We start from the raw sequence: 24,185 nt of genomic DNA, 5'->3' as shown, positions 1-24,185 counted from the left end.
ATGTTAAAAGGCTGCCTCAGCCAAATGACTGTGCTTTTTAAAATTAACAATGTGCGCCTTTCGCTTATTTCGGATATGGGCACAGGCATCGTCAGTCCGCTTTGCGCGTGCCGGCCAGGTACGTCGCGCTGTGCCTGGTGACAGTCGATACTGCGCCAACATCAGACGTTGCCTGGGTCACGGTTTATTCAGCTATGTCGAACAGACCTTAATGCGATGAAACAAATACCGACGCTTGCTGTACGGGCGGAACGGCGAAGTGACGCTGCATGCGTTTTATCTCCTCAGCCGGCGGCAGCCCAAACAGGCGTTTGAACTCGCGATTAAATTGCGACGGACTTTCGTAGCCGACGGCATAACTCGCGGCGGCGGCAGTGACCTGCTGACGCACCATCAACATCCGCGCCTGATGCAGGCGTACCGATTTCACATACTGCATCGGCGGCATCCGGGTTATCGCTTTGAAATGGCTATGAAATGTCGGCACACTCATGCCGGCGTCCATCGCCAGTTGTGTCAGTGTTAACGGCTCAGCATAGGTCGCATGGATGCGCTGCAGCACTTTACCTATTTTGCCAAACTGTCCCTGCAGGGCCAGTGCGGCGCGCATTGCATTGCCCTGTGCGCCCGTCAATACGCGGTAATAAAGCTCACGCACCCGCGCAGGGCCGAGGATCGCCGCATCAAGCGGATTGTTCAGGACTTCAAGCAAGCGCAGCACGGCCGTTTTTACCGCGTCGTCCATCGGGCTAGACATCATGCTTTGCGGCGCGACGGGAGGATGCGGGACATCATGTTGTTCAATCTGCAGCATCAGTTCCGCGGCCAGTTGAAAATCCAGATGCATATAAATCGCCAGCAACGGATGTTCTGCTGACGCCTCGGTTTCCATCACAAACGGCACCGGCACCGAAACTGCAAGATAATGCTGTTCATCATATAAATAAGTCTGCTGACCAAAATAGCCGCGCTTGCTGCCCTGGCAGACAATCACGATCCCTGGATCGTAAAGCACAGGCGTTCGGGCAAGCGGGCGATCGGCACGCAAAATTCTCACGTCAGGCAACGCAGTAAGGTTATACCCCTCCTGCGCCGCCAGTGCTTTCACTAAGGTCATCATCCCCGGCATCACAGCACCTCATAAAATCAGGCAAGAAAAAGAGAAGATACGGCCTGAAAATGCAGCAGAACATAAAATACTATGCAACTTCCAAAGTTCAGGGGAGTTTTTTTATGACATCTGTAAAAACGATTTTAATCACCGGCGTCAGCAGCGGCTTTGGTCAGGCGCTGGCACAGGAAGCCCTCGCCGCAGGTCATCGGGTGGTGGGTACCGTTCGCACCCGCGAAGCACAGCAGGCTTTCGAGGCGCTCAATGTGCAGCGGGCTTTTGGCCGTCTGCTTGATGTCACCGACTTTGAGCGTATTGATAAGGTCGTTGGCGAGATTGAGTCTGACGTCGGTCCGATTGATGTGCTGGTAAACAATGCCGGTTACGGCCATGAAGGCATAATGGAAGAATCATCAATCACAGAGATGCGCCGCCAGTTTGACGTGAACGTGTTTGGCGCAGTGGCGATGATCAAAGCCGTGCTACCAGATATGCGCCAGCGCCGTCGTGGCCATATTATTAATATCACCTCAATGGGCGGTTTCATTACCCTGCCCGGCATCAGTTATTACTGCGGCAGCAAATTTGCACTGGAAGGAATATCTGAAACGTTAAGCAAAGAGCTTGCCCCGTTCAACATACAGGTGACAGCCGTGGCACCTGGCTCGTTTCGCACCGACTGGGCCGGGCGATCAATGGTTCGCAGCGTTCGCAGCATTCCGGACTACGACGCGTTGTTTGATCCTATTCGCCAGGCTCGTGAGGAAAAAAGCGGTAAGCAACCTGGCGATCCTGTAAAGGCAGCCCGCGCCATACTGGCAATCATTGAGAGCCAGACCCCGCCAGTGCATTTATTGTTAGGCAGTGATGCATTACGTTTAGTGCGGCAAAAGCTCACGGCTTTAGGCAAGGAAATGGAACAGTGGGAAGCAATAACACGTTCAACGGATGGTTAATCCGCGACTGAAACAGTGAGTACGCTGGAACACGTTATATGGCCGGTCGCACTGACGGCCATTTCGCGCGGGCCACAGTGCTGATGCTTTTGCAGCACGGACTTCGCTTCGTGCGATTGCGTCCGCCCTGCGCTCAACGCCGACTGTAACCCAACGGCAGAAGCTGAACTTACCGTATACAATCTGACGCCTGGCAATCCTGTCGGTTAGTGCCCCCAACCGGCGTCCTTTTATGGCCTGCCGCCGCACCGAAAAAGATTTTAAACTATTAATATTGTTACCCTTAGTTGTTTTTTTCCGGGAACGTTGAAGGACTGATTTATGAATACATCGTTATCACTGGAAGAACTGGGCCCACGCATCTGTATTATGGGACCCTCAAACAGCGGTAAATCAACGCTGGCTGATGCGATAGCGCGTAAAACATCTTTGCCTTTAATCCATCTGGATCAACTGCATCATCTGCCGGATTCAAAATGGGTCCCCCGGAAACCAGAGGATTTTTATCGGTTACATGCTGAGGCGGTGCAAAAGGAAAAATGGGTGATGGAGGGCAACTATACAAAATGCATACATCCACGACTCGAACGTGCCACTGGGCTAATCCTGCTTGATGTACCGGTGCCAATAGCGTTGCTGCGCTATATTCGCAGATGTTACTCATCAAAACCCAGAATCGGCGGGCTCAAAACCGGCAGGGAGAATGTTAGCTGGGAGATGCTCAAATACATTGCGCTTATTGCGCCTGCAAACCGCCTTCGCTACAGGACGCTATTTGAGCAGATTACGATCCCCCGGCTAATGCTGACGTTACCCCGCGAGATTAACGCCTGCTATCAACGCTGGGATCTCAACAAATAGATGTTTCAGTAGTTGATGAGACTGAGCCGGTAAGGTCATTGGGTAATCACCAGAGAAGCCGGGCTTTGTGGTCATGCGATGGATGTCCTGTTTAAGAATCCAGTCCTGCGGCCAGCCTGATGGGTGCCTGCATCAGCGCAGTGTCTGCCCCACTTCAACGCGCGCTTTATAGATGAAAACCGGTTTGCTGATATGCGGTGGTTCTTACGCCGGTCTGAACAGCCGCCGTTGAATCATCCGGATGGGGTGAAGGCGGGATGTTTCCTCATTAACCTTGTTACTTCAGGTTGCTCTTCAGCATAAGCGGGCGGATGCCCGCCGGTAGCAACCCAGGTCGTCAGACGTAACCCATCATTTTCAGCAGCGATTGCACCTGATTCATCGCCTCCGTACGATGCGTCACGCCCAGCTTCTGGTAGAGATTGCGGATATGCGTTTTGATGGTGGTGGACGCCACCGCCAGCTCGCCAGCAATTTGATCGTTGCTGTAGCCCGAATAGATCAAGCCCAGCACCTGCCATTCACGCTGCGTCAGCGGACTGGTGCGGATCAATTCCGGCACGTCAGGATGGTTGAGTAACCGGCTGACAAATCCCTCATCAAAATGGGCGAACTTGTGACGGTGGTATTTGTTGATCTCCAGCAGGATCCGCCGGGCACGGTGATTGTCCAGCTCATTCAGGGTATTCAGCTGGATCAGCTGGCGCAGCTGCTGAGCCATCATCTCGCCTTCAATGACAAAATGACTGATAAAGCCGGTACTGCGCGCCAGTTTCAGCGCCTCGATCAGCGTGCGCTGCGCGTCGGCTTTGCGATCGGTTTGCCAGTAAATCTGATTAAGCAGCAGCAGGTTACGATTCAAATCGCTCATCAACCGCAGGGCGCGAGCATTTTCATTCAGCTCCTCCAGCACCACTTCCGCCTGGCTGACATCGCCGAGTAAAATCTGCGCCCGGGCGATGTTGCGCCACTGTCCCTGCAGGAAATGGTTATTGGCGAAAGCCGGTTTCGGCGTTTGCCGCATCCAGTTGCTGGCGCTCTCGTTGTCGCCGGTCATCTGCCAGTAGATCACCCGCACTTTATCGGCGTTAGCGATCCAGTCGCTGTGCCAGTTGCCGTTATTCAGCAGGTTTTCCAGCCGATTGAGGTAGCTACGCGCATTATCCAGATTGCCACGCGCCAGCGAGCACTGCACCAGCAGCCCCAGACACTGGATCTGCTGTTGCGGCTGAAAGCCGGTCAGTACTTTGATGCCTTCGCGTGCCGCCTGCTCTGCTTCCTCCAGCCGTCCCCACGCCCACAGCAGCTGAGCGCGGATCCGCAGCAGAAATTCATGCAGCGGAAACTGCGCCATGTGCTGCTCGTCGACCAGCACAAACGCCCGGCTCTGGATCTCATAGGCCGCCTGTAAAAAGCCCTGAGCAAACAGGATTTCACTCTGCTGAATCAGGCTCCACAGCGCGTAGTGCCAGACTTCATCACGGCGCGCCATCTGTTCAGTCTGGCGCATCAGGTTAAGGGAATTGTCTAAGTCGCCTTTGCAATGCATCACCTCACCGTGCACCGAGGTCGCCACAATGCGGCTGTAGTGACGGCTGGCGGGCAGGATATCCAGTGCCTCTTTCGCCAGTCGCTCCGCCTCATCGGTGTTGCCATCATTGATCGCCACCTGAGCGCGCAGCGCATTAAATTCGCCGCGCAGCGCGTCGTCAATCTCGCAGCGGCTGGCCTGTTCAAAGCGGGCCAGCAAACTGTCCACTTCGGAAAAGCGATGCTGACTCTGCATCAGCCACGCCTGCAGCAGCACCAGCATCGGATTTTCCAGCATCATCTCCCACGGCAGCGCTTTCAGGGAGTTTTCCAGCAGCGGCAGTTCGCTCTGATTAAACAGCGTCCAGGCGTGCTTCTGCAGCACGTCGCGCAGCATGCTGGCATCGCCGGAGGCCAGCGCATGATGGATCGCCTCGCCGGGAAAGCCCTGCGCCATCCAGCTTTCCGCTGCGGCCCGATGCAGTGCCGGCAACTCCGCCGCCAGTTCCCACTGACAGCGCTGGCGCAGAAAATTGCCAAACAGCGGATGGTAGCTGAACCAGCAACCGGAATCGTCCATCCGCTGTAAAAACAGCCCCTGACGCTCAATCTCTTCCAGCCGCATCTGGCCGTTCTCTTCGCGGGTGACACCGGCGATCAGCTCATCGTTCATTGAGCGCAGCAGCGCGGTTTTGAGTAAAAAATGGCGGGTCGGCAGGTCGACATTATCCAGCACCTCTTCCACCAGATAATCGGAGAGATGGCTGGCATTGATGCCGGAAAGGCGCCGCGCCGAGTCATGTGCCGCGCTGGCACCCTGGCGCGCCGACAGCACGATCAGCTGCAGCGCGGTAGCCCAGCCTGCGACGTCATCGCACAGCTTGCCGCTCTCCTCGCTTTCCAGCGGCGCGGCCAGCCGGCAGTCGAAAAACTGGCGCGCTTCCTGATGGGTAAACGCCAGCTGCTGGCTGCCGAGTTCGATCAGCTGCTCACGCACCCGCAGGTTAGCGATGCCGAGCTGGGGCAGATTTCGTGACAGCAGGATCAGGGTCAGATTTTCGGGTTGATGACGCAGGAAAAAACGCATCGCGTCGTGAATAACCGGATTGGTGATCAAATGGTAGTCGTCAACGATCAGCCACAGCGGCTGCTGCCACTCCACCAGCTCAATAAACAACTGAGAAAACAGGGCGTTGAGATTAACGTATTGTCGCTTCTGCGCCAGTAATTCACTGCGCGGACAGCCGCCGTTGCTGGCCTGTTGCAGTGCAGCAATCAGGTAGTCGGCGAACCGCTCCGGCTGATTGTCACCCTCGTCTAACGAATACCAGCCAAGATGCGTTTTACCCGCCGCCCACTGCGACACCAGCGTGGTTTTGCCGTAGCCCGCCGGACTGGTGATCAGCACCAGCCGGTAATTGCCGGCAGCGGTCAGTTTTTGCAGCAGTCTTTCACGGATGACGGTGCCTTCAAGGCGAACCGGGCGGCTGAGTTTTGAGGGTATTAGCATGGGCGCACGTTTCTCCGTTCACGTCAAGCGCATCATTATTTTACGCTTCGTAATTATTCCTTACACACGTTCAGCCATTCGCCTGCTGAATGCAAGCAAACCCATTAACTAAACTTTACAAAAGCGCGCGAAATCACACTCCTGGCATGCTTTCAGATTAGCCTCAGCCTCTCCACCCTCCCTATCCTCCTGGTCTAATTCGCTTCAGGAGGAGGAGCCTTATCTGTCGCACGGGCAAACTGGTGTCACATTGACCCATTTACTGTTCTGACAGGACACCAACCATGACACAGCCCGTATTTAACCCCGAACATTTTACTGCTGCCCTGACGCGTCAGTGGCAACGTTTTGGTCTGCGCGATGCGCGTGAAATGACTCACGCTCAGTGGTGGCAGGCGCTGAGCGGCGCGCTGGCCGATCTGCTGGCGGCACAGCCTCCGGTTGCGGCAGACAGTTCGCTGCGCCACGTCAACTACCTGTCGATGGAGTTTCTGATTGGCCGGCTGACCGGCAACAATCTACTGAACCTCGGCTGGTACAACGCGGTCAATGAGGCGCTGGCGGGCTGGGATATTTCACTGACTGAGGTGCTGGAAAATGAAACCGATCCGGCGCTGGGTAACGGCGGCCTCGGGCGACTGGCCGCCTGTTTTCTCGACTCAATGGCGACGGTCGGACAGCCTGCCATCGGTTATGGGCTGAACTACCAGTACGGTTTGTTCCGCCAGCGCTTTGAAGACGGCGCGCAGCACGAAACCCCTGATGACTGGCAGCGCGATCGCTATCCGTGGTTTAACCATAATGCGGCTCTGAATGTCGAAGTAGGTCTGGGCGGCAAAGTCACCAACGTCGACGGACGCCCGCACTGGCAACCGGCATTTGTGCTGCAGGGTGAAGCCTGGGATCTGCCGGTGGTGGGCTACCAGAACGGCGTCACTCAGCCGTTACGCTTGTGGCAGGCGAAGCATGCGCAGCCGTTCAATCTTAACCGGTTTAACGACGGTGATTTCCTGCGCGCTGAACAGCAGGGAATCGACGCCGAAAAACTGACTAAAGTGCTCTACCCGAATGACAATCATCAGAACGGCAAAAAGCTGCGTCTGATGCAGCAATATTTCCAGTGCGCCTGTGCGCTGGCCGACATTTTGCGCCGCCATCATCAGGCCGGACGCAGCATTGAATCGCTGGCCGATCACGAAGTGATTCAACTCAACGACACGCACCCGACGCTGGCGATCCCTGAACTGATGCGCCTGCTGCTGGATGAGCATCAGCTCAGCTGGGATCGCGCCTGGCAGATTACTCAGCACACCTTTGCTTACACCAACCACACCCTGATGCCGGAAGCGCTGGAGTGCTGGGATGTGCGTCTGGTGCGCAGCCTGCTGCCGCGCCATATGATGATCATCAATACCCTCAATACCCAACTGAAAACCCTGGTTGAGTCACGCTGGCCGGGCGATGAAGCCAAATGGGCGAAGCTGGCGCTGGTGCATAACAACCAGCTACGCATGGCGAACCTGTGCGTCACCAGCGGCTTTGCGGTAAACGGCGTTGCCGCCCTGCACTCCAAACTGGTGGTGCAGGATCTGTTCCCGGAATATCACCAGCTGTGGCCGGAAAAATTCCATAACGTTACCAACGGCATCACGCCGCGTCGCTGGATCAATCAGTGCAACCCGGCCCTGAGCGCGTTAATCGATAAAACGCTGCAAAAACCGTGGCTGAACGATCTTGATGCGCTGCAGGGCCTGGAGGCGTTTGCCGACGATGCGGCGTTCCGCGCCGAATATCGCGCTATCAAACAGCAGAACAAAGTGGCGCTGGCCAACTGGGTTGCCAGCCGTACCGGGATTGAGATCGATCCTGAGGCGCTGTTCGACGTGCAGATTAAACGCCTGCATGAGTACAAACGTCAGCATCTGAGCCTGCTGCACATTATTGCGCTGTGGCAAACGCTGGTCACCGATCCGCAGGCGAATCGGGTGCCGCGCGTGGTGCTGTTCGGGGCCAAAGCGGCACCGGGCTACGCGCTGGCGAAGAACATCATTTATGCCATCAACAAAGTCGCGGAAACCATCAACCACGACCCGCGGGTCGGCAACCGTCTGAAGGTGGTGTTTGTGCCGGACTACAACGTCTCGGTGGCAGAGCGTCTGATCCCGGCCGCCGATCTCTCCGAGCAGATTTCCACTGCCGGTAAGGAAGCCTCCGGCACCGGCAACATGAAGCTGGCGCTCAACGGTGCGCTGACCATCGGAACGCTGGACGGCGCTAACGTTGAAATCGCCGAACAGGTCGGCAGCGAGAACATCTTTATCTTCGGTCACACCGTAGATCAGGTGGTGGCGTTAAAGGCTGACGGCTATGCCCCGGCGCAGTGGCGTAAGAAAGATCATCAGCTCAATCAGGTGCTGCAGGCGCTGGAAGATGGCACCTTCAGTCAGGGCGACTGCGCGGCCTTTGAGGAAATGCTGCGCAGCCTCGGTCCGCAAGGCGGCGACCCGTATCTGGTGCTGGCCGATTTTCAGCCCTACCTGGATGCACAGGCGCAGGTGGAAGCGCTGTGGAGCGATCAGGATGGCTGGACGCGCGCTACCATCCTTAACACCGCGCGTTGCGGCATGTTCAGCTCCGATCGGGCCATCCGCGACTATCAGCAGCGCATCTGGCAAGCCACGCGCTAAGGAACGCCATGAAAACCGAACAGGTACTGGATCAGTTTTCTCTGGCAGGTATTGCCGCCGAGTATATTAATGCCCACGGCCAGCCGCAGGCGATTCCGACTGACACCCGCCAGCGTTTGCTGGCGGTGATGCAGCCGCCGCGACCGGCGACCACGCCGCTGCCGCCGGTGGCGATTTTTCGCAGCGGCGAAGTACTGAGTCTCGCCCCGCAGCTCAGCACGGACGCGCACTGGCAGCTCACCCGCGAGTCGGGTGAAATCACCGCCGGGCGTTGCCAGCCCGGGCAACCGCTGCATCTGCCGCCGCTGGCAGAGGGCTATCATCAGCTGTCGCTGCAGCAGGCGCATCAGCAGTGGTCCTGCCAGCTGATTATCGCACCGCCGCGCTGCTATGAGCCGCCCGCGCTGATGGCGGGTGAGGCTTTATGGGGTGCCTGCGTCCAGCTGTATACCCTGCGTTCGGCAGAGAACTGGGGGATCGGTGATTTTGGCGACTTACGCCGGATGTTGCCGGCCATAGCCGCACGCGGCGGCGCATTTATCGGCCTTAATCCGATCCATGCGCTGTTCCCGGCTACGCCTGACAGTGCCAGCCCTTACAGTCCCTCGTCGCGCCGCTGGCTGAATGTGGTTTACATCGATGTCGCGGCGGTGGCGGATTTTCAGCAATCGCCTGCGGCACAGGCGTGGTGGCAACAGGCCGACACCCGGCAGGCTCTTGAGCAGGCGCGTACGGCTGAGTGGGTCGATTATCCGGCCGTTACCCGGCTCAAAATTGATGCGCTCAGCTTAGCCTGGCCGCAGTTCGGGCAGCGCGATGCCGCCGACCCGGAGGTAAAAGCGTTCAACGACTTTGTTCAGCAGGGCGGCGAAAGCCTGTTACATCAGGCGTTGTTTGACGCGCTGCACGCCGACCAGATGGCGCAGGATAGCCAGCGCTGGGGCTGGCCGGTATGGCCGGAGGCGTTGCAGCAGCCCGACAGTCCGGCGGTGCAGCAGTTTCTTCAGCAGCACGGCGACCAGGTGCGATTCTGGCTGTGGTTACAGTGGCTGGCCGCCCGGCAGTTCGCCGCCTGCTGGCAGTGCTGTCAGCAGCAGCAGATGCCGATTGGACTCTATCGCGATCTGGCGGTCGGCGTGGCGCAAGGCGGGGCCGAAACCTGGAGCGAGCGCCATCTTTACTGCCTGGATGCCAGCGTCGGCGCACCGCCCGATATTCTGGGCCCGCGCGGTCAGGACTGGGGCTTGCCGCCGATGGATCCGCAGGTGATGCGGCAGCGGGCCTGGCAGCCGTGGATCGCCCTGTTACGTGCCAACATGCGAGACTGCGGTGCGCTGCGTATCGATCACGTGATGGCGTTACTGCGCCTGTGGTGGATCCCTGCTGGTCAGGGCGCTGCTAACGGCGCTTACGTGCACTATCCGATTGATGATCTGCTGGCGATACTGGCGCTGGAAAGTCAGCGCAACCGCTGCATGGTGATCGGCGAAGATCTTGGCACCGTGCCGGAGGCCATTGTCGATAAGCTGCGTGACGGCGGGATTTATTCCTACAAGGTGCTCTATTTTGAGCAGACTTCAGCTCAGGGTTTTCGTCCGCCGGCCGAGTGGCCGCGTCAGGCGATGGCGGTGGCCACCACCCACGATCTCCCGACGCTGCGAGGCTGGTGGCAGAGCGATGATTTGACCACCGGAGACCGGCTTGGCCTCTACCCCGACAAGGTGGTGCTGGCCGGGTTGTATCAGGATCGGCTGCGGGCGAAGCAGGCGTTGCTGCACAGTCTGCACCGGGTCGGTGCCCTGCCCAAACGTGCCGGACGCGATGCACGCCGTACCCAGATGAGCAAAGCCCTGAACCGGGCGATGCAGCGGTATCTGGCGGACAGCCACAGTGCGTTGCTGGGTCTGCAACCGGAGGACTGGCTTGATATGGCGGCTCCGGTCAATATTCCCGGCACCAGCGACGAGTATCCGAACTGGCGACGTAAGCTCAGCGCCACGCTGGAAACGCTGTTCAGCGATCCCGCCACCGACTCGCTGCTGCGTGATCTGACGGCTCGCCGAAAACGCCTCGCTAAGAGATAAAGGCTGATTGAAAGAAAACCCCGGCTGCTGGCCGGGGTCATTTAGCGTTCAGCATCAGGCTGATGATAAGCGTCCATAGCCTGAGCCTGCTTTAACAGCGTTTCCCAGTCATCAGGGGGATAGCCGCCGTCAAGCATCATGGCAAAGACTTTATAAGCATCGCGCTTACTGCCATAAGCACGCTTAGTCTCTGAGTCATTCATCCACGCCAGAATAATGGTTTTGTACTGTTCGCTGTACCTGAAGAATAATCGATACTGCATTAGAAATTTTGCACGGAACCAATGCCTGTTGTGATCGCCCAGCGTGCTTCCCTGGCGGAACTTCGCCTGAGTCGGATCGGCACCGATTTCACTGTTAATGACTTTGAATACCGCGGCTAAAAGTTTGGTGGCTGCTTTTTTTTGGTAGCTTTCCGGGTGTTTAACCCGGAGTGATTCTACTTCATCCACTAAGGCAATCAGTTGCGACCCAAAGCAGGGATGAAGATAAATTTTCCATTCCTTTACAGCAGCACGATCAATCATCAGATTTACTCGTCGTCCGTGAGCGGTGCATCCAGATTAACATCCATTCCCGCGGTTAAGGATGCAATGCGTGTGACTAATGCGGCGTCCAGCGTTTTAATCTTCTCTGGATGCTGGCGCATATCATCCGCAAGGAAACTGAGAAAACTCGCCATAACCGGATCATCATCCGACACCGTTTCCTGCCGGCTGATAAGCACTTTACCGCCAGGAAGAACCGCATATTCAATATTTTCGCCAGGTTGCAGGTTCATCGCATCACGAACGGCAGCGGGGATAGTGGTCTGGCTACGTGCGGTCAGTCTCGAAGAAGCCCGCAGCGATACGTCAGCCTGAGTTAAATTTCCCATCATTCACTCCCACAAAAAGGTAAAAAGATAACCTCATAATAATGCATCTGCATTGGCAATGCAAATGCATTGTGTGCGCTTACAGGGTGGGTATGACGCGTTGTTTACGGCTTTATGCTTCCGGGTAATCTGGCGTGATAAGCATAAAAAAGGTGCGCCGCAGCGCACCAGGTGGGACAACATCAGTATTGTCGGGGCCGTTTCACCCCTTGCCTTTAACACTACTGATAAAGGTCTGCCGGGCGGAGGTCGATCCCAGCCGCTCGGCTTCATCCAGCAATTTCAGCGCCTTATCGATATTGCCGCTGTTCACCGCCTGTCTGATGTTCTGGTTAAAGTAACTTTCGGTCTCATTGATGATCGGCTCAGCTTTGGCTTTTGGTGCCGGGGCCGGTGCAGCGCTGTAGGCGGCTGGCGAAACCGCAGCAGTGTTGCCTACGGTAACCGGGCCAGGGCCGGAAGAGCCAAACAGCGGGCCGACCAGAATTGATGAGCCGGAACTGGTCTGCAGTTTCAGCTTCAGCGTCCCTTCACGGCTGTGACGGGCGATCGGATCGGGAATATCCGGTACCGCGTGACCGGTGCCCTGCGCGTAAGCTTTCGCCGGGTCAAGCAGTGTGGTGGTCTGGGTCAGATCCTGCTCGGTGGTAAACACCAGCAGGTAAATTTTTTGCTGGCCAAGCGCCGGCGTGAGCTTCATCACCCCTTCCAGCCGGTCCGCCGCCATCACACCCGGTTTCTGGTAGGTGAAGTAGCGACTCGGGAACCAGGCGGCGGGCCGCATATTTTCATCCAGCACCAGCACGTTCGGGGCGAAAACCTGATTGTTCGCCACTTCGCTGCTCAGCGTCAGCGTCAGTTCACCGATATTGGCCGGCAGACTGTAGGCCGCCACTGGTCCGGCAACGTGCGGAGCATTCAGTGACTGTCCACTGGTCGCCAGCTGGGTAACCTGGATCTGAGAAGCGGCAACCGGCAGCCAGCTCAGGTGTTGCAGCGTTTCCGGCGCAACCTGCGGAGCAGAGGAGAGATCCTGCGGCACCAGATTGATGTCCGCCAGGGCTGGCAGACTGTGTCCGGCCAGTAACGCCGCGCTCAGGCAGAGCGCCGTCAGGGTTTTTGTCATTTTCATTATGCCTACCTTATTGCAGGCCACGGCACGAACCAGGCAATGGCGCACCGTGACCAAAAAGACCAATCAGGCGCGCCGCCGCGCCTGGGCTGGAGAGCGTCGGCTTACCACCAGATTTCCATCTGCGCACCGAAGGTAATCTCGTCGTTGTCGCCACGGCTGTTGGTCAGGATGCCGTTACCGCTGCTGTCAGCAGAGGCGAAGGTGGTGAGATCGCCGGCGCTGTCTTTGTTATAGCCCCACTTCTCATCCCACTTGGCGTAGGTGGCGAATACGCGCAGCGCCGGACGTGACCAGATGCTGTCACCCGCCTGCCACTGCTGCGCCAGCGTGATTTTATACTGGCCGTTGCGTTCGTTAGCCTGCTGCGACTTCACGTTGTCGTAGCCCAGCTCCAGCAGGGTGCTCATGATCGGTGTCCATTTGTACATCGGGCGCACGCCGACGGTGTACCATTCGGTGCCGCGGTTATTATCCAGATCGATGTTCTGATACATCGCCACGTACATCAGGTCCCAGCGTTCCGCCAGCGAGATCGCACCGTGGTCGAGGATGCGATACATATCGCCGTTGTTGTTGAGGCTGGTGCCCTGCGGCACGCCTTTGCCCTGTGAGGTCAGCGCATCGGTGGCATACTGCAGCACAAATTTGTTGTAGCCCTTCAGCATGCTCTGGGTATGTTCAGCAGTGAACATCCAGCCATCTTTAGAGGCGCCGTCTTCCAGACGGTAGTCGTCACGGGCGTTGGCGCGACCGTAGTCGACCCCCAGCTCCAGCACGCCGTTGGTGTTGGTTTCCAGTCCGGCGAGGCGCACGTCAAACACGTCGTTGGCGGTGCTGGTGGCGAAGTCACGGATCCGATCGCTGGAGAAGGTGTAAGACCCGCCCGCTTCAGACGAACGGGTGGCGGCGAATGACAGCTTACCGAAACCGAGATCCACATCTTCCAGACCGGCACCCGGACCAGAGATATCCCAGTAGTAGAAGTCGATCATGTGAACGTCATGACGCTGATAGAAGCGCTTACCGGCCCAGATGGTTGAGCCTGGCAGCGCTTCGATCAGGTTTTTACCTTTCACATTGGCTTCACGGAAGGCCGGAGAGGTCGCTTCCCAGTCATTCTGCTGCGCCACGGAGTAGGCCACGTTGGTGTCGAAATAGAAGCTCTTATCGCCCTCTTTCCACACTTCCTGACCTAATTTTAATTCGGCGTAGGTTTCGCATTCGTTACCCAGACGGTATTTACTTTGAGCACCGGTGGCCTGAAAACATTGCTGTTCACCACCGCTGCCGGTCCAGCCAATGCCGGAACGGGCGTACCCGGTAAAATCGACCGCCATCGTCGGGGCGGAGAGGGTTCCCACCGCGACGGCAACGGCGAGGGGAAGTTTGCGCAGAGTTAACATTTTCTATCTCCTGAGGTCATTGCTTTTATTGTTTTGGCAGGGCTATACACCCAGCTCCTGATACAGCCTGCGACAGGCGCTCCCGTCCTCACGGAACAGGTGACAGCGCTCGGGCGGCAGGCCGATACCGAGGATGGCGCCCTCTTTTACCAGCACGACGTCTTCCTGGCGGTAGACCAGGTTTTGACGAATGGCGGGAATCTGGATATGGATCTGTGTTTCATGCCCCAGCTGCTCTACCACCTGCACTTCACCCTCAAGGGTGACGTCGGCGATATCGCTGGAGAGCAGATGTTCAGGGCGTATGCCCAGAGACATATTGCTGCCGACCTGCACGCCCGCACTGTCGACCGGCAGCCAGACCAGCTGCTGATTCGGCAGCCGGACCTGCACCTGATCGATGGCGGTGGCGGTCACTTTGACCGGCAGGAAATTCATTTTCGGCGAGCCGATGAAGCCGGCCACAAAGCGGTTGGCGGGATAGTGGTAAAGCTCCAGCGGCTTGCCGACCTGCGCGATGCACCCGGCGTCGAGCACCACAATCTTATCGGCCAGCGTCATCGCTTCGATCTGATCGTGGGTGACGTAAATCATGGTGCGCTTCAGGCGCTTATGCAGACGGGAGATCTCAATCCGCATCTGGACGCGCAGCGCCGCGTCAAGGTTAGAGAGCGGTTCATCCAGCAGGAAAACCCGCGGTTCCGCCACCAGCGTGCGGCCAATTGCCACGCGCTGACGCTGTCCACCCGATAACGCTTTAGGACGGCGATCCAGCAGGTGCGCCAGTTGCAGGATTTCCGCCACCTGGTTGACCCGCTGATGGATTTCCGCTTTTTTTACCCCGGCCAGCTTCAGGCCAAAAGACATGTTTTCCGCCACCGACAGGTGCGGGTAGAGCGCATAGGATTGAAATACCATGCCGATACCGCGCTCGGCGGGCGGCACCTCATTCATGCGGCGGTCACCAATCAGCAGCTCCCCGCTGGTGATGGTTTCCAGTCCGGCAATCATGCGCAGCAGTGTTGATTTGCCACAGCCTGATGGGCCAACAAAAACGACAAATTCCCCTTCACGAATAGTGAGATCGATATCTTTCGACACCACCGTATCGCCCCAGGCTTTTGTGACATTGCGTAGCACAACGCTCGCCATGATCCCTTCCCTCTTAGCTGCTCATTCGTGTCTGCTCTCGGCAGACGGGTTCCGGGGCTCACTATGCGCAAGGATGGCGGGGCTAACATCCTCCGCCGCAGCGCAACCTGCTGGGGGAGGAGGCGGGAGGAGGAGAAAGGCGGGCTGACGCGGCGGCGGGCGGGCGGCGGCGGTTTTTTGTGATCGCTAACGCAGACCTGCCGGATTTTTTAGCCCGTAACCGGCCGCTTCGCCCGCTTTTTGCCAGCGCGATCACACCCCTCAGCCACAGGGCGTAGAGCGAAGGAGGATGAGAAGCGGTGACGGATGCGCACAATGTTGCCGGTAGAGCAATCACCGCTTCCGCAAACAGGATGGACTTATGACGATGAAAACCGGTGTACGAATTCTGGCCCTCTCTGCCCTCTCTGCCGTGCTGTTTTCAGCATCCGCAGTGGCAAAAATTGAGGAAGGCAAGTTGGTCATCTGGATCAACGGCGACAAGGGCTATAACGGCCTTGCCGAGGTCGGTAAGAAGTTTGAACAGGAGACCGGCATTAAAGTGACGGTGGAGCATCCTGATAAGATGGAAGAGAAATATCCGCAGGTGGCCGCCACCGGCGATGGCCCGGATATCATTTTCTGGGCTCACGACCGCTTTGGCGGCTACGCACAATCGGGCCTGCTGGCTGAGATCACGCCTGACGCCAGCTTCCAGCAAAAAATCTTCCCCTTCACCTGGGATGCAGTGCGCTTTGACGGCAAGCTGATCGGCTATCCGATTTCGGTTGAGTCGCTGTCGCTGATTTACAACAAAAAGCTGCTGCCGACACCGCCAAAAACCTGGGAAGAGATTGCCGGACTCGACAAGCAAATGCGCGCCAAAGGCAAAAGCGCCATCATGTTTAACCTGCAGGAACCCTACTTCACCTGGCCACTGCTGGCCGCGGGTGGCGCTTATGCCTTTAAGCTGAATGACGGCCGTTATGACGTGAAGGATGTCGGAGTGGATAACGCCGGAGCCAAAGCGGGCATGCAGTTCCTGGTCGATCAGGTCAAGGCCAAAACCCTCAACGCCGATACCGACTACTCGATTGCTGAAGCTGCTTTCAACAAGGGTCAAACCGCCATGACCATTAACGGTCCCTGGGCGTGGAGCAACATCGATAAAAGCGGCATCGACTATGGCGTTGCTGAGTTACCGACGCTGAACGGCAAACCGTCGAAAGCCTTTGTCGGCGTGCTGAGTGCCGGTATCAACGCCGCCAGCCCCAATAAAGAACTGGCAAAAGAGTTTCTGGAAAACTACCTGCTGACCGACGCCGGACTGGACGCGGTTAACAAAGACAAGCCGCTGGGTGCCGTGGCGCTGAAATCATTCCAGCAGACGCTGGAGAAAGATTCCCGTATCGCCGCCACCATGAGCAACGCCCGCCACGGCGATATCATGCCGAACATCCCGCAGATGGCGGCGTTCTGGTACGCCATGCGCACCGCTACCCTGAATGCGCTGGGCGGTCGTCAGAGCGTTGACGCTGCCCTGAAAGATGCCCAGGCGCGCCTGAAAAAGTAATCCTCCCTTTACAGCCGGGGCAACCCGGCTTGAGTGACCGTTAAGGAAAACCGCATCATGTCAGGAAAACCGAAAACGCCAGGTCTGTTGATTAAAAGCGTTCTCATCGGGATCTGCTGTCTGCTGGTCGGCTATCTGCTGGTGCTGATGTATGCGCAGGGTGAATATCTGTTTGCGCTGCTGACGCTGATCCTCAGTGCGCTCGGCCTGTGGATCTACGCTAATCGTCGCGCCTATGCCTGGCGCTATGTTTATCCCGGCGTGGCGGGGATGGCGCTATTCGTGCTGTTTCCGCTCGCCTGTACCATCGCCATCGCCTTTACCAACTACAGCAGCACCAACCAGCTCACCTTTGAGCGGGCGCAGCAGGTACTGCTGAGCCGTTCCTTCCAGTCGGGTGAAGCTGTCAGTTTCTCGCTCTATCCGGCGGGCGATCGCTGGCAACTGATGCTGGATGAAAATGGCAACCATTTTGTCTCGCCGCCGTTCCGCTTTGGCGGTGAACAGCAGCTGAAAATGCAGCCCGCCGCGCAACCGGCTGGCGAGCGCGCCACGCTGCGGGTGATCACCGGCAATCGCCAGGCGCTGAGTCAGATCAGTGCGGTGTTGCCGGATGGCCGTCAGTTACGCATGAGTTCACTGCGGCAGTTCTCCGGCACCCAGCCGCTGTATCAGGTTGGCGCGCAGGATGAGCTGACTAACCAGCAGAGCGGAACGCACTATCGCGCTAACCCGCAAACCGGTTTCTATCAGGCGATTAACGCCGACGGTAGCTGGGCGAATGAAACCCTGAGCCCTGGCTTCACCGTCAATACCGGCTGGAAGAATTTCCTGCGGGTGTTTACCGATGAAGGTATTCAGAAGCCGTTCCTGGCGATCTTCGGCTGGACGCTGCTGTTCTCACTGATCACCGTGGTGCTGACCGTGGCGGTCGGTATGGTGCTGGCTTGTCTGGTGCAGTGGGAGGCGCTGCGCGGCAAAGCGGTTTACCGGGTGATGCTGATCCTGCCTTATGCGGTACCGGCGTTTATCTCGATTCTGATCTTCAAGGGACTGTTTAACCAGAGTTTCGGTGAGATCAACGTGATGCTCAGCGCGCTGTTTGGCGTGAAGCCCGCCTGGTTCAGCGATCCGACGCTGGCGCGCACCATGCTGATTATCGTCAACACCTGGCTGGGTTATCCCTACATGATGATCCTGTGCATGGGACTGCTGAAGGCGATTCCTGACGATCTGTATGAAGCCTCTGCGATGGACGGGGCCGGACCGTTGCAAAACTTTTTCCTGATCACCCTGCCACTGCTGCTGAAGCCGTTGATGCCGCTGATGATCGCCAGCTTCGCCTTTAACTTTAACAACTTTGTGCTGGTACAACTGCTGACCAACGGCGGGCCGGATCGGATCGGTACCACTACCCCGGCGGGCTATACCGACCTGCTGGTCAACTACACCTGGCGTATCGCCTTTGAAGGCGGCGGCGGACAGGACTTTGGTCTGGCGGCGGCCATTGCCACCCTGATCTTCCTGCTGGTGGGTGCGCTGGCGGTGATTAACCTGAAAGCGTCACGGATGAAATTCGACTAAGGAGCCTGGCCCCACCAGGCGTAATCGTTGCAGGCAGGCGCGGAACAACCGGAGCGTACAGGTAGTACGTGAGGATTGTGCGCACTGCCCGGCTGCAGAGTGACACATAAAATAGCCTGATGGACCAGGTGCTAAGGAGTTGTTATGGCTATGGTACAACCAAAATCGCAACGGCTGCGTCTGCTGACGACGCATCTGCTGCTGCTGTTATTTATTGCCGCCATCCTGTTTCCACTGCTGATGGTGATCGCCATTTCACTGCGCGCCGGTAACTTCGCCACCGGCAGCCTGATCCCGGAGCAGATCTCCTGGGAGCACTGGCGGCTGGCGCTGGGCTTCAGCGTTGAACACGCCGATGGTCGGGTGACGCCACCGCCCTTTCCGGTGCTGTTGTGGTTGTGGAACTCGGTCAAGATTGCGGCCATCAGTGCGCTGGGCATTGTGGCGCTCTCTACCACCTGCGCTTATGCCTTTGCCCGCATGCGCTTTACCGGTCGCGCCAGTTTGTTGAAGGGGATGCTGATTTTCCAGATGTTCCCGGCGGTGCTGTCGCTGGTGGCGCTGTATGCCCTGTTTGATCGACTCGGCCAGTATCTGCCCTTTATCGGGCTGAATACTCACGGTGGGGTGATTTTCGCCTATCTGGGCGGTATCGCACTGCATGTCTGGACCATTAAGGGCTATTTCGAAACCATCGATGGTTCGCTGGAAGAGGCCGCTGCGCTGGACGGCGCCACGCCGTGGCAGGCGTTCCGGCTGGTGCTGTTGCCGCTGTCGGTACCGATTCTGGCAGTGGTGTTTATTCTGGCGTTTATCGCCGCCGTCACCGAGGTGCCGGTTGCGTCGCTGCTGCTGCGCGATGTCAACAGTTACACCCTGGCGGTGGGGATGCAGCAATACCTTAATCCACAGAACTACCTGTGGGGCGATTTCGCCGCGGCGGCGGTGCTCTCGGCCATTCCTATCACCCTGGTCTTCCTGCTGGCACAGCGCTGGCTGGTCAGCGGCTTAACCGCCGGCGGCGTGAAAGGGTAAACGATCATCATTGTACGTTGCCACTGCTTACACAACATCCGTTGTGGTTGAGGATTAGGCGGCCTGCGGGCCGCCATTTTTATGCTGTCAGCAACCGGACTCGCCGCTGCCTGCCACCAGCGCCAGGATGACCGCGGTTAACGTCTGCTCACCTTCTGCCTGACTGATATCGCCGCGTACCACCGCGCCGGCTATCGCATCTGCCGCCCCCAGCATTCCCCACATTGCGGCGTCAGCAATCCGGTTTTCGCCGCTGAAAGGCGCAAACCACTGCTGACAGCGGGCAATAAAGTCGAGCTGATAATGACGTTTAACGGCGGCAAGTTCAGGCGAGGTGCTGAGTGCTGATAACAATTCAGGGATTTCACGTCCCTCCGTCATCACGCAATCCACATAACAGGCGGCCAGCACCGCCGCTTTTTGCTGCAACCGCGGTGACGCGGCGCGCATGGCCGCTTCCATCAGTTCGGTCTGGCGACGATCAAAATCAGCATACAGGGCCGCCAGCAAACCATGACGGGTTGTGAAGTGGTCGTACACCACCGGCTTACTGACCCCGGCGGCATCACCGACCCGCGCCAGCGTCAGGCCATCACTGCCTTCGGCCTGCATTAACTGCCATGCAACGTCTAACAACTGTCTGCGCCGGGCTTCACGCGACAGGCGCGGCCTGGCGGACTTTTCACTGGTCATGAGATCTCCGATCGACAAACAAACGCTGACCCAACTGCCGGGCCTGCTGATAGTGCGACTCAGGATAGCCCTCATCGCCGGTCAGCAACAGTTCGCTGGTCACCACCGGTGCGCCGCAGTAATCGAAGATGCCGTGCTCAATTTCATTGCGCATGCTGGCGAAGTAGCCGTGCCGCAGATAGGTCCGCGTATCGGCCGCCCCCAGCGCCAGCAGATGAACCGGAAGATGGCCGAGACGTTTCACTATCCTCCCTTCCTGCTCCTGGTAAGCCCAGCCCTGGGTAAAGACCCGATCAATCCAGCCTTTTAGCTGCGCCGGAAATGACCACCAGTAGATCGGATAGACCAGTACCAGCGCGTCGGCGCGATCCACCCGCTGCTGTTCAGCCAGCACATCAGGCGGCGAAGCAGCCTGGCCTTTAAACTGCCGCACGTCATGAAGAGTAAAACGCGGATCAAACCCTTCAGCCGCCAGGTCAGCCTGTTCAACGCTATGCTGACCGCTGGCAATGATGCCGCGCGCAAGCTGCTCCGCAACGCGGTGAGTATGTGCATCCCGATCGGGATGGGCCGTCACAATTAATGCGTGCATGGTCGTCACCTCCTTCATCACTATTAAGTTACTAAAGGTAGGTTACGGTTAGTAGGTTAGCAAGCGATGTTTATCGGCGATGGTGCAGACCGCATTTACGGTTTAAAGGTCGCGGTCGCCCGTAGCGCCTGTTCCAGCTTGTACGGGTCGATAGTAAAGGGCAGATCCGCCAGGCTGGCGTCGGGGAAATGAATCTCACGGGCGATCTGTTGCAGCGTGGCGTCGTCGATCCCGGCGGGCAGCGTCAGCGGGCTGTTGAAACGCCGCAGCAGCGATAACAGCGTCGGCTCGACCTGCCCGTTATCCTGCTCGATCAGAGAATGTACCAGCAGGCTGAAGCCGACTTTTTCACCGTGCAGCCAGTGGTGAAGCTCAGGCTGATGCGTCTGACGGTCATGAATAACATGAGCAAATCCTGGCGTGGCAGGCTGTCCTGAATACTGTTCGCCAGCCCGGCCAGCACAATATTGGCTTCGATAATCTTTTCCAGCGCGGGCGTGACCTGCTGCGCGACGTTGGCTGCCACCGCCTCCTCGCCCCAGCGCTCGCACCACTCCAGCGCCTGCCTGGCGGCGTTAACTTTCAAATCCAGTGCCAGTTGATGCGGCGTCTGCCGCTGATAGGGTTCAAACTCAATCCATTTCGCCAGCGCATCCACCATTCCGGCGCGCAGATAACGTACATCGCTGGCGGCAATCACCTCGCTGTCGACCAGAATCCACTCCGGCATGCTGCTGAGCGGCTGGCTGCGCAGATGACCGCCCTGCTGATTGTAAATAATCGCCAGCGGTGACCAGGCCGCACAGGTCGCTGCTACGGTCGCCATGTTAACCAGCCGGACCTGCGGCAGCGCATCATTGACCGCTTTGGCGCAGTCCAGCACCCGCCCGCCGCCAATCGCCAGAATCAGCGATGCGCCGTGCGTCTGCACCTGCTGCTGTAGCCCGGCAATCGCCGCATCGGTACATTCGCCGTTTAAAACGTCGAGCTGCCAGCGTATGCCGGCCCGCTCCAGGCTGATACTCAGCTGCGGATTAACCGCCTGCCAGGCGCGCGGCGAGGTCAGAATGTGAATATGTGTGGCCAGCGGCCGGATGATTTCACCCACCTCTGCCCGCAGGCCGGGACGTTGCAGATAGCCTTTCGGCGACATCACACGAAACATCAATCCCCCTTAGCGACGATAGGCCAGCGAGCGGACCAGCCGATCGCCCAGTTTTTGAATCAGCATCACCAGCGCCAGCAGCACCACGATGGTGGCGGCCATAATCTGGTTATCAAAACGCTGATAACCGTAACGGATCGCCAGATCGCCCAATCCCCCACCGCCGACCACACCGGCCATTGCCGAGAAGCCAATCAGCATCACAATCGTCAGGGTAATGCCCGCCACCAACGCCGGTAAGGCTTCCGGCAGCAGCACGCGGCTGACGATATGCCACAGGGTGCCGCCCATCGATACCACCGCTTCAATCCGTCCTCGATCCACCTCATCCAGCGCGTTTTCGACGATGCGGGCAAAAAAGGGAAAAGCGCCCAGGGTGATCGGCACGATCGCCGCCGTGCTGCCCAGCGTGGTGCCGACCAGCAAGCGGGTAAACGGAATCAACGCGATCAACAGCACCACAAACGGCAGCGCCCGGCCAATGTTAACCAGTGCATTCAGCAGCCATGACACGCCCCGGTTAGGCAGAATGCCCTGCGGGCGGGTCAGAAACAGCACGACCCCGACCGGCAAACCGATTGCCACAGTAAAGAGCGCGGCCAGCAGCACCATGTAAAGCGTTTCTGCGGTGGCGTTCAGCAGCAGTTGCTGAAAACGTTCGCTGGTCAGGCTACGCATCGTGTTACGGCTCCACGTTGATATTTCTCGATAAATGCCCGATCCGCTGCGCCATCCTGCAGCAGCATCTGCCGCAGGCGTCCCTCTTCACGTGACATGATCTGGCTCAGGGAACCACTCTCCACCAGCCGCCCCTGCTCCAGCAGCGCGGCACCTTCGCAGATGCGTTTGACCACCGTCATTTCGTGGGTGATTAATACGATAGTGATATTGAGCTGCTGCTGGATATCAGCCAGTAAGTCCAGAATCGAGCCGGTGGTTTCAGGATCGAGCGCGCTGGTCGCTTCATCACACAGCAGATAACGCGGTCGGGCGGCCAGCGCGCGGGCAATGCCGACCCGCTGCTTCTGTCCGCCGGAGAGCTGTGACGGCCAGGCGCGGGCAAAGTGCTCCAGACCGACCAGTTGCAGCAGTTCGCTGACCCGCTGACGCCGCGCCGCCGCCGGCACGCCGGCGATCTCCAGCGGCAGGTCGATGTTGTCGTGTACATTGCGCGAGTGCAGCAGATTGAAGTGCTGGAAGATCATGCCCATCTGCTGCCGCTGCTGGCGCAACTGCGCCAGGCTCATGGCGGCGATGTCCTGGCCGTCGATCTCGATCTGGCCGCTGGAGGGGCTTTCCAGCCGGTTCAGGCAACGCAGCAGGGTACTTTTTCCGGCGCCGCTGCGGCCTAAAATGCCAAAAATCGTTCCCTCTTCGATGGTCAGCGACAGGTCATCCAGCGCGGGGGTCGCCGCGCCGGGGTAGTGTTTACTGAGATGCGAGAGTTTAATCATGCTGCGGGTCCGCTACCGGTATCACCGAGCCGTGATAGTTTTTACGGATGAAATCGGCCACCTGTGGCGAGCGCAGATCTTTCGCCAGTTGCAGAATACGCGGATCTTTTGCCAGCGCTGGCGTGGTAACAAGCAGGTTGGCGTAAGGATTGTGGCTGGCAGACTCCAGTCCCAGCGCATCTTTCGCTGGCGTCAGTCCCGCCTCCAGCGCGTAATTGCCGTTGATGACCGCCGCATCGACATCATCCAGCGCCCGCGGCAGTTGCGGTGACTCGATCTCGATAATTTTGATCTGTTTCGGGTTGTCGCTGATATCTTTCGGCGTCACCAGCGTTGAACCCGCTTCGCCCTGCGCGCCAAGTTTAATCAGCCCTTTATCCTGCAACAGCCACAGCGCCCGGCTCAGGTTGGTGGTGTTATTGGGCACCGCGATGCTGGCCCCCTGCGGCAGGGCCGACAGGCTTTTCACTTTATGGGAGTAAATGCCCAGCGGCTCAATGTGCACGCTGGCCGCTATAGCGAAGGTTTTCCCCAGCGCTTTTTCCTGATCTTTCAGATAAGGCAGATGCTGGAAGTAGTTGGCGTCAACGTCACCGGACGCCAGCAGCTCGTTGGCATTAACGCCTCCGCTCAGCTCGACGATGTTAAAATCGAGTTTCGGATCGAGTGTTTTGACATATTCCAGAATTTCCGCGTGCGGCACCGGATCGGCGGCCACACGTAAAGGTGCCGCCTGTAAACTCTGTGCAATCAGTAAAGTCAGCCCGGCAAGGGCTAAAACGCGCTTTTTGATCATCATTTTTC

General features: G+C 58.0%; 19 protein-coding genes and 1 pseudogene. 7 read left to right on the top strand and 13 right to left on the bottom strand.

Going from position 1 to position 24,185, the window contains the following annotated elements; all coding sequences use genetic code 11:
• Positions 1 to 208 precede the first annotated feature (208 nt).
• A complete protein-coding gene (locus FHW04_RS20850) occupies positions 209 to 1,129 on the bottom strand; it encodes an AraC family transcriptional regulator (protein ID WP_089562299.1) in 921 nt (306 codons plus the stop codon).
• Positions 1,130 to 1,233: 104 nt separating this feature from the next.
• Between FHW04_RS20850 and FHW04_RS20845 the strand changes: the two genes are divergently transcribed.
• The gene (locus FHW04_RS20845) at positions 1,234 to 2,067 is read left to right on the top strand and encodes an oxidoreductase (protein WP_089562298.1); all 834 of its coding nucleotides are present in this window, start codon (positions 1,234 to 1,236) and stop codon (positions 2,065 to 2,067) included.
• Between the two features lie 321 nt (positions 2,068 to 2,388).
• Entirely contained in the window at positions 2,389 to 2,928 is a 540-nt protein-coding gene (locus FHW04_RS20840; protein ID WP_031374379.1) for an ATPase AAA, read from the top strand.
• Positions 2,929 to 3,265: 337 nt separating this feature from the next.
• Here the strand turns inward: FHW04_RS20840 and malT are convergent, their stop codons facing one another.
• Positions 3,266 to 5,968, bottom strand: a complete 2,703-nt coding sequence (gene malT, locus FHW04_RS20835) for an HTH-type transcriptional regulator MalT (protein WP_089562297.1) — start codon at positions 5,966 to 5,968, stop codon at positions 3,266 to 3,268.
• A 284-nt stretch (positions 5,969 to 6,252) separates the two neighbouring features.
• Between malT and malP the strand changes: the two genes are divergently transcribed.
• Both malP and malQ read left to right on the top strand, forming a co-directional pair.
• The gene (gene malP / locus FHW04_RS20830; RefSeq protein WP_089562296.1) at positions 6,253 to 8,655 is read left to right on the top strand and encodes a maltodextrin phosphorylase; all 2,403 of its coding nucleotides are present in this window, start codon (positions 6,253 to 6,255) and stop codon (positions 8,653 to 8,655) included.
• An 8-nt stretch (positions 8,656 to 8,663) separates the two neighbouring features.
• A complete protein-coding gene (gene malQ / locus FHW04_RS20825) occupies positions 8,664 to 10,739 on the top strand; it encodes a 4-alpha-glucanotransferase (protein ID WP_094106391.1) in 2,076 nt (691 codons plus the stop codon).
• Between the two features lie 41 nt (positions 10,740 to 10,780).
• On the opposite strand, the gene FHW04_RS20820 is transcribed toward malQ, so the two are convergent.
• The 5 genes from FHW04_RS20820 to malK all read right to left on the bottom strand — a co-directional run bounded on the left by FHW04_RS20820 (position 10,781) and on the right by malK (position 15,306).
• A complete protein-coding gene (locus tag FHW04_RS20820; RefSeq protein WP_069729155.1) occupies positions 10,781 to 11,266 on the bottom strand; it encodes a type II toxin-antitoxin system YhaV family toxin in 486 nt (161 codons plus the stop codon).
• A gap of 5 nt (positions 11,267 to 11,271) precedes the next feature.
• The gene (locus FHW04_RS20815; protein WP_371316239.1) at positions 11,272 to 11,619 is read right to left on the bottom strand and encodes a type II toxin-antitoxin system PrlF family antitoxin; all 348 of its coding nucleotides are present in this window, start codon (positions 11,617 to 11,619) and stop codon (positions 11,272 to 11,274) included.
• A 199-nt stretch (positions 11,620 to 11,818) separates the two neighbouring features.
• Positions 11,819 to 12,748, bottom strand: coding sequence for a maltose operon protein MalM (gene malM, locus FHW04_RS20810; protein ID WP_089562294.1), 930 nt, complete (start codon positions 12,746 to 12,748; stop codon positions 11,819 to 11,821).
• Positions 12,749 to 12,852: 104 nt separating this feature from the next.
• The gene (locus tag FHW04_RS20805; RefSeq protein WP_046289303.1) at positions 12,853 to 14,154 is read right to left on the bottom strand and encodes a maltoporin; all 1,302 of its coding nucleotides are present in this window, start codon (positions 14,152 to 14,154) and stop codon (positions 12,853 to 12,855) included.
• A 42-nt stretch (positions 14,155 to 14,196) separates the two neighbouring features.
• Positions 14,197 to 15,306, bottom strand: coding sequence for a maltose/maltodextrin ABC transporter ATP-binding protein MalK (gene malK, locus FHW04_RS20800; protein ID WP_089562293.1), 1,110 nt, complete (start codon positions 15,304 to 15,306; stop codon positions 14,197 to 14,199).
• A gap of 361 nt (positions 15,307 to 15,667) precedes the next feature.
• Between malK and malE the strand changes: the two genes are divergently transcribed.
• From malE to malG, 3 genes are all read left to right on the top strand, one after another.
• Entirely contained in the window at positions 15,668 to 16,858 is a 1,191-nt protein-coding gene (gene malE, locus FHW04_RS20795; protein WP_162287703.1) for a maltose/maltodextrin ABC transporter substrate-binding protein MalE, read from the top strand.
• Between the two features lie 57 nt (positions 16,859 to 16,915).
• A complete protein-coding gene (malF, locus tag FHW04_RS20790) occupies positions 16,916 to 18,442 on the top strand; it encodes a maltose ABC transporter permease MalF (protein WP_089562292.1) in 1,527 nt (508 codons plus the stop codon).
• 144 nt (positions 18,443 to 18,586) lie between these two features.
• Positions 18,587 to 19,477, top strand: coding sequence for a maltose ABC transporter permease MalG (gene malG / locus FHW04_RS20785; RefSeq protein WP_031377710.1), 891 nt, complete (start codon positions 18,587 to 18,589; stop codon positions 19,475 to 19,477).
• Between the two features lie 87 nt (positions 19,478 to 19,564).
• On the opposite strand, the gene FHW04_RS20780 is transcribed toward malG, so the two are convergent.
• From FHW04_RS20780 to FHW04_RS20755, 6 genes and pseudogenes are all read right to left on the bottom strand, one after another.
• Entirely contained in the window at positions 19,565 to 20,170 is a 606-nt protein-coding gene (locus FHW04_RS20780; RefSeq protein WP_089562291.1) for a TetR/AcrR family transcriptional regulator, read from the bottom strand.
• A complete protein-coding gene (locus tag FHW04_RS20775) occupies positions 20,160 to 20,762 on the bottom strand; it encodes an NAD(P)H-dependent oxidoreductase (RefSeq protein ID WP_046289302.1) in 603 nt (200 codons plus the stop codon). Before FHW04_RS20775 ends, FHW04_RS20780 begins: the two co-directional genes overlap by 11 nt.
• Before the next feature lie 95 nt (positions 20,763 to 20,857).
• A pseudogene (locus FHW04_RS20770) lies at positions 20,858 to 21,927 on the bottom strand (iron-containing alcohol dehydrogenase family protein).
• A gap of 9 nt (positions 21,928 to 21,936) precedes the next feature.
• Positions 21,937 to 22,605: a methionine ABC transporter permease gene (locus FHW04_RS20765; protein WP_031377713.1), complete on the bottom strand. Its 669-nt coding sequence runs from the start codon at positions 22,603 to 22,605 to the stop codon at positions 21,937 to 21,939.
• Complete coding sequence (locus tag FHW04_RS20760) at positions 22,593 to 23,381, bottom strand: methionine ABC transporter ATP-binding protein (RefSeq protein WP_052720620.1); 789 nt, start codon at positions 23,379 to 23,381, stop codon at positions 22,593 to 22,595. Before FHW04_RS20760 ends, FHW04_RS20765 begins: the two co-directional genes overlap by 13 nt.
• Positions 23,374 to 24,177 carry a MetQ/NlpA family ABC transporter substrate-binding protein gene (locus FHW04_RS20755; RefSeq protein ID WP_089562290.1) on the bottom strand — a complete coding sequence of 268 codons (804 nt, stop codon included), beginning with the start codon at positions 24,175 to 24,177 and terminating at the stop codon, positions 23,374 to 23,376. Before FHW04_RS20755 ends, FHW04_RS20760 begins: the two co-directional genes overlap by 8 nt.
• Positions 24,178 to 24,185: the final 8 nt, after the last annotated feature.

This window comes from Pantoea sp. AN62, assembly GCF_050432985.1.
Classification (GTDB): Bacteria; Pseudomonadota; Gammaproteobacteria; order Enterobacterales; family Enterobacteriaceae; genus Pantoea; species Pantoea brenneri.
This window is presented reverse-complemented; position numbering and strand designations above follow the sequence as displayed.

Excerpts from the sequence above, each read along its gene's own strand:
- FHW04_RS20850 (WP_089562299.1), bottom strand. The coding sequence starts at position 1,129 with ATGCCGGGGATGATGACCTTAGTGAAAGCACTGGCGGCGCAGGAGGGG.
- FHW04_RS20845 (WP_089562298.1), top strand. The coding sequence starts at position 1,234 with ATGACATCTGTAAAAACGATTTTAATCACCGGCGTCAGCAGCGGCTTT.
- FHW04_RS20840 (WP_031374379.1), top strand. The coding sequence starts at position 2,389 with ATGAATACATCGTTATCACTGGAAGAACTGGGCCCACGCATCTGTATT.
- malT (WP_089562297.1), bottom strand. The coding sequence starts at position 5,968 with ATGCTAATACCCTCAAAACTCAGCCGCCCGGTTCGCCTTGAAGGCACC.
- malP (WP_089562296.1), top strand. The coding sequence starts at position 6,253 with ATGACACAGCCCGTATTTAACCCCGAACATTTTACTGCTGCCCTGACG.
- malQ (WP_094106391.1), top strand. The coding sequence starts at position 8,664 with ATGAAAACCGAACAGGTACTGGATCAGTTTTCTCTGGCAGGTATTGCC.
- FHW04_RS20820 (WP_069729155.1), bottom strand. The coding sequence starts at position 11,266 with ATGATTGATCGTGCTGCTGTAAAGGAATGGAAAATTTATCTTCATCCC.
- FHW04_RS20815 (WP_371316239.1), bottom strand. The coding sequence starts at position 11,619 with ATGATGGGAAATTTAACTCAGGCTGACGTATCGCTGCGGGCTTCTTCG.
- malM (WP_089562294.1), bottom strand. The coding sequence starts at position 12,748 with ATGAAAATGACAAAAACCCTGACGGCGCTCTGCCTGAGCGCGGCGTTA.
- FHW04_RS20805 (WP_046289303.1), bottom strand. The coding sequence starts at position 14,154 with ATGTTAACTCTGCGCAAACTTCCCCTCGCCGTTGCCGTCGCGGTGGGA.
- malK (WP_089562293.1), bottom strand. The coding sequence starts at position 15,306 with ATGGCGAGCGTTGTGCTACGCAATGTCACAAAAGCCTGGGGCGATACG.
- malE (WP_162287703.1), top strand. The coding sequence starts at position 15,668 with ATGACGATGAAAACCGGTGTACGAATTCTGGCCCTCTCTGCCCTCTCT.
- malF (WP_089562292.1), top strand. The coding sequence starts at position 16,916 with ATGTCAGGAAAACCGAAAACGCCAGGTCTGTTGATTAAAAGCGTTCTC.
- malG (WP_031377710.1), top strand. The coding sequence starts at position 18,587 with ATGGCTATGGTACAACCAAAATCGCAACGGCTGCGTCTGCTGACGACG.
- FHW04_RS20780 (WP_089562291.1), bottom strand. The coding sequence starts at position 20,170 with ATGACCAGTGAAAAGTCCGCCAGGCCGCGCCTGTCGCGTGAAGCCCGG.
- FHW04_RS20775 (WP_046289302.1), bottom strand. The coding sequence starts at position 20,762 with ATGCACGCATTAATTGTGACGGCCCATCCCGATCGGGATGCACATACT.
- FHW04_RS20765 (WP_031377713.1), bottom strand. The coding sequence starts at position 22,605 with ATGCGTAGCCTGACCAGCGAACGTTTTCAGCAACTGCTGCTGAACGCC.
- FHW04_RS20760 (WP_052720620.1), bottom strand. The coding sequence starts at position 23,381 with ATGATTAAACTCTCGCATCTCAGTAAACACTACCCCGGCGCGGCGACC.
- FHW04_RS20755 (WP_089562290.1), bottom strand. The coding sequence starts at position 24,177 with ATGATCAAAAAGCGCGTTTTAGCCCTTGCCGGGCTGACTTTACTGATT.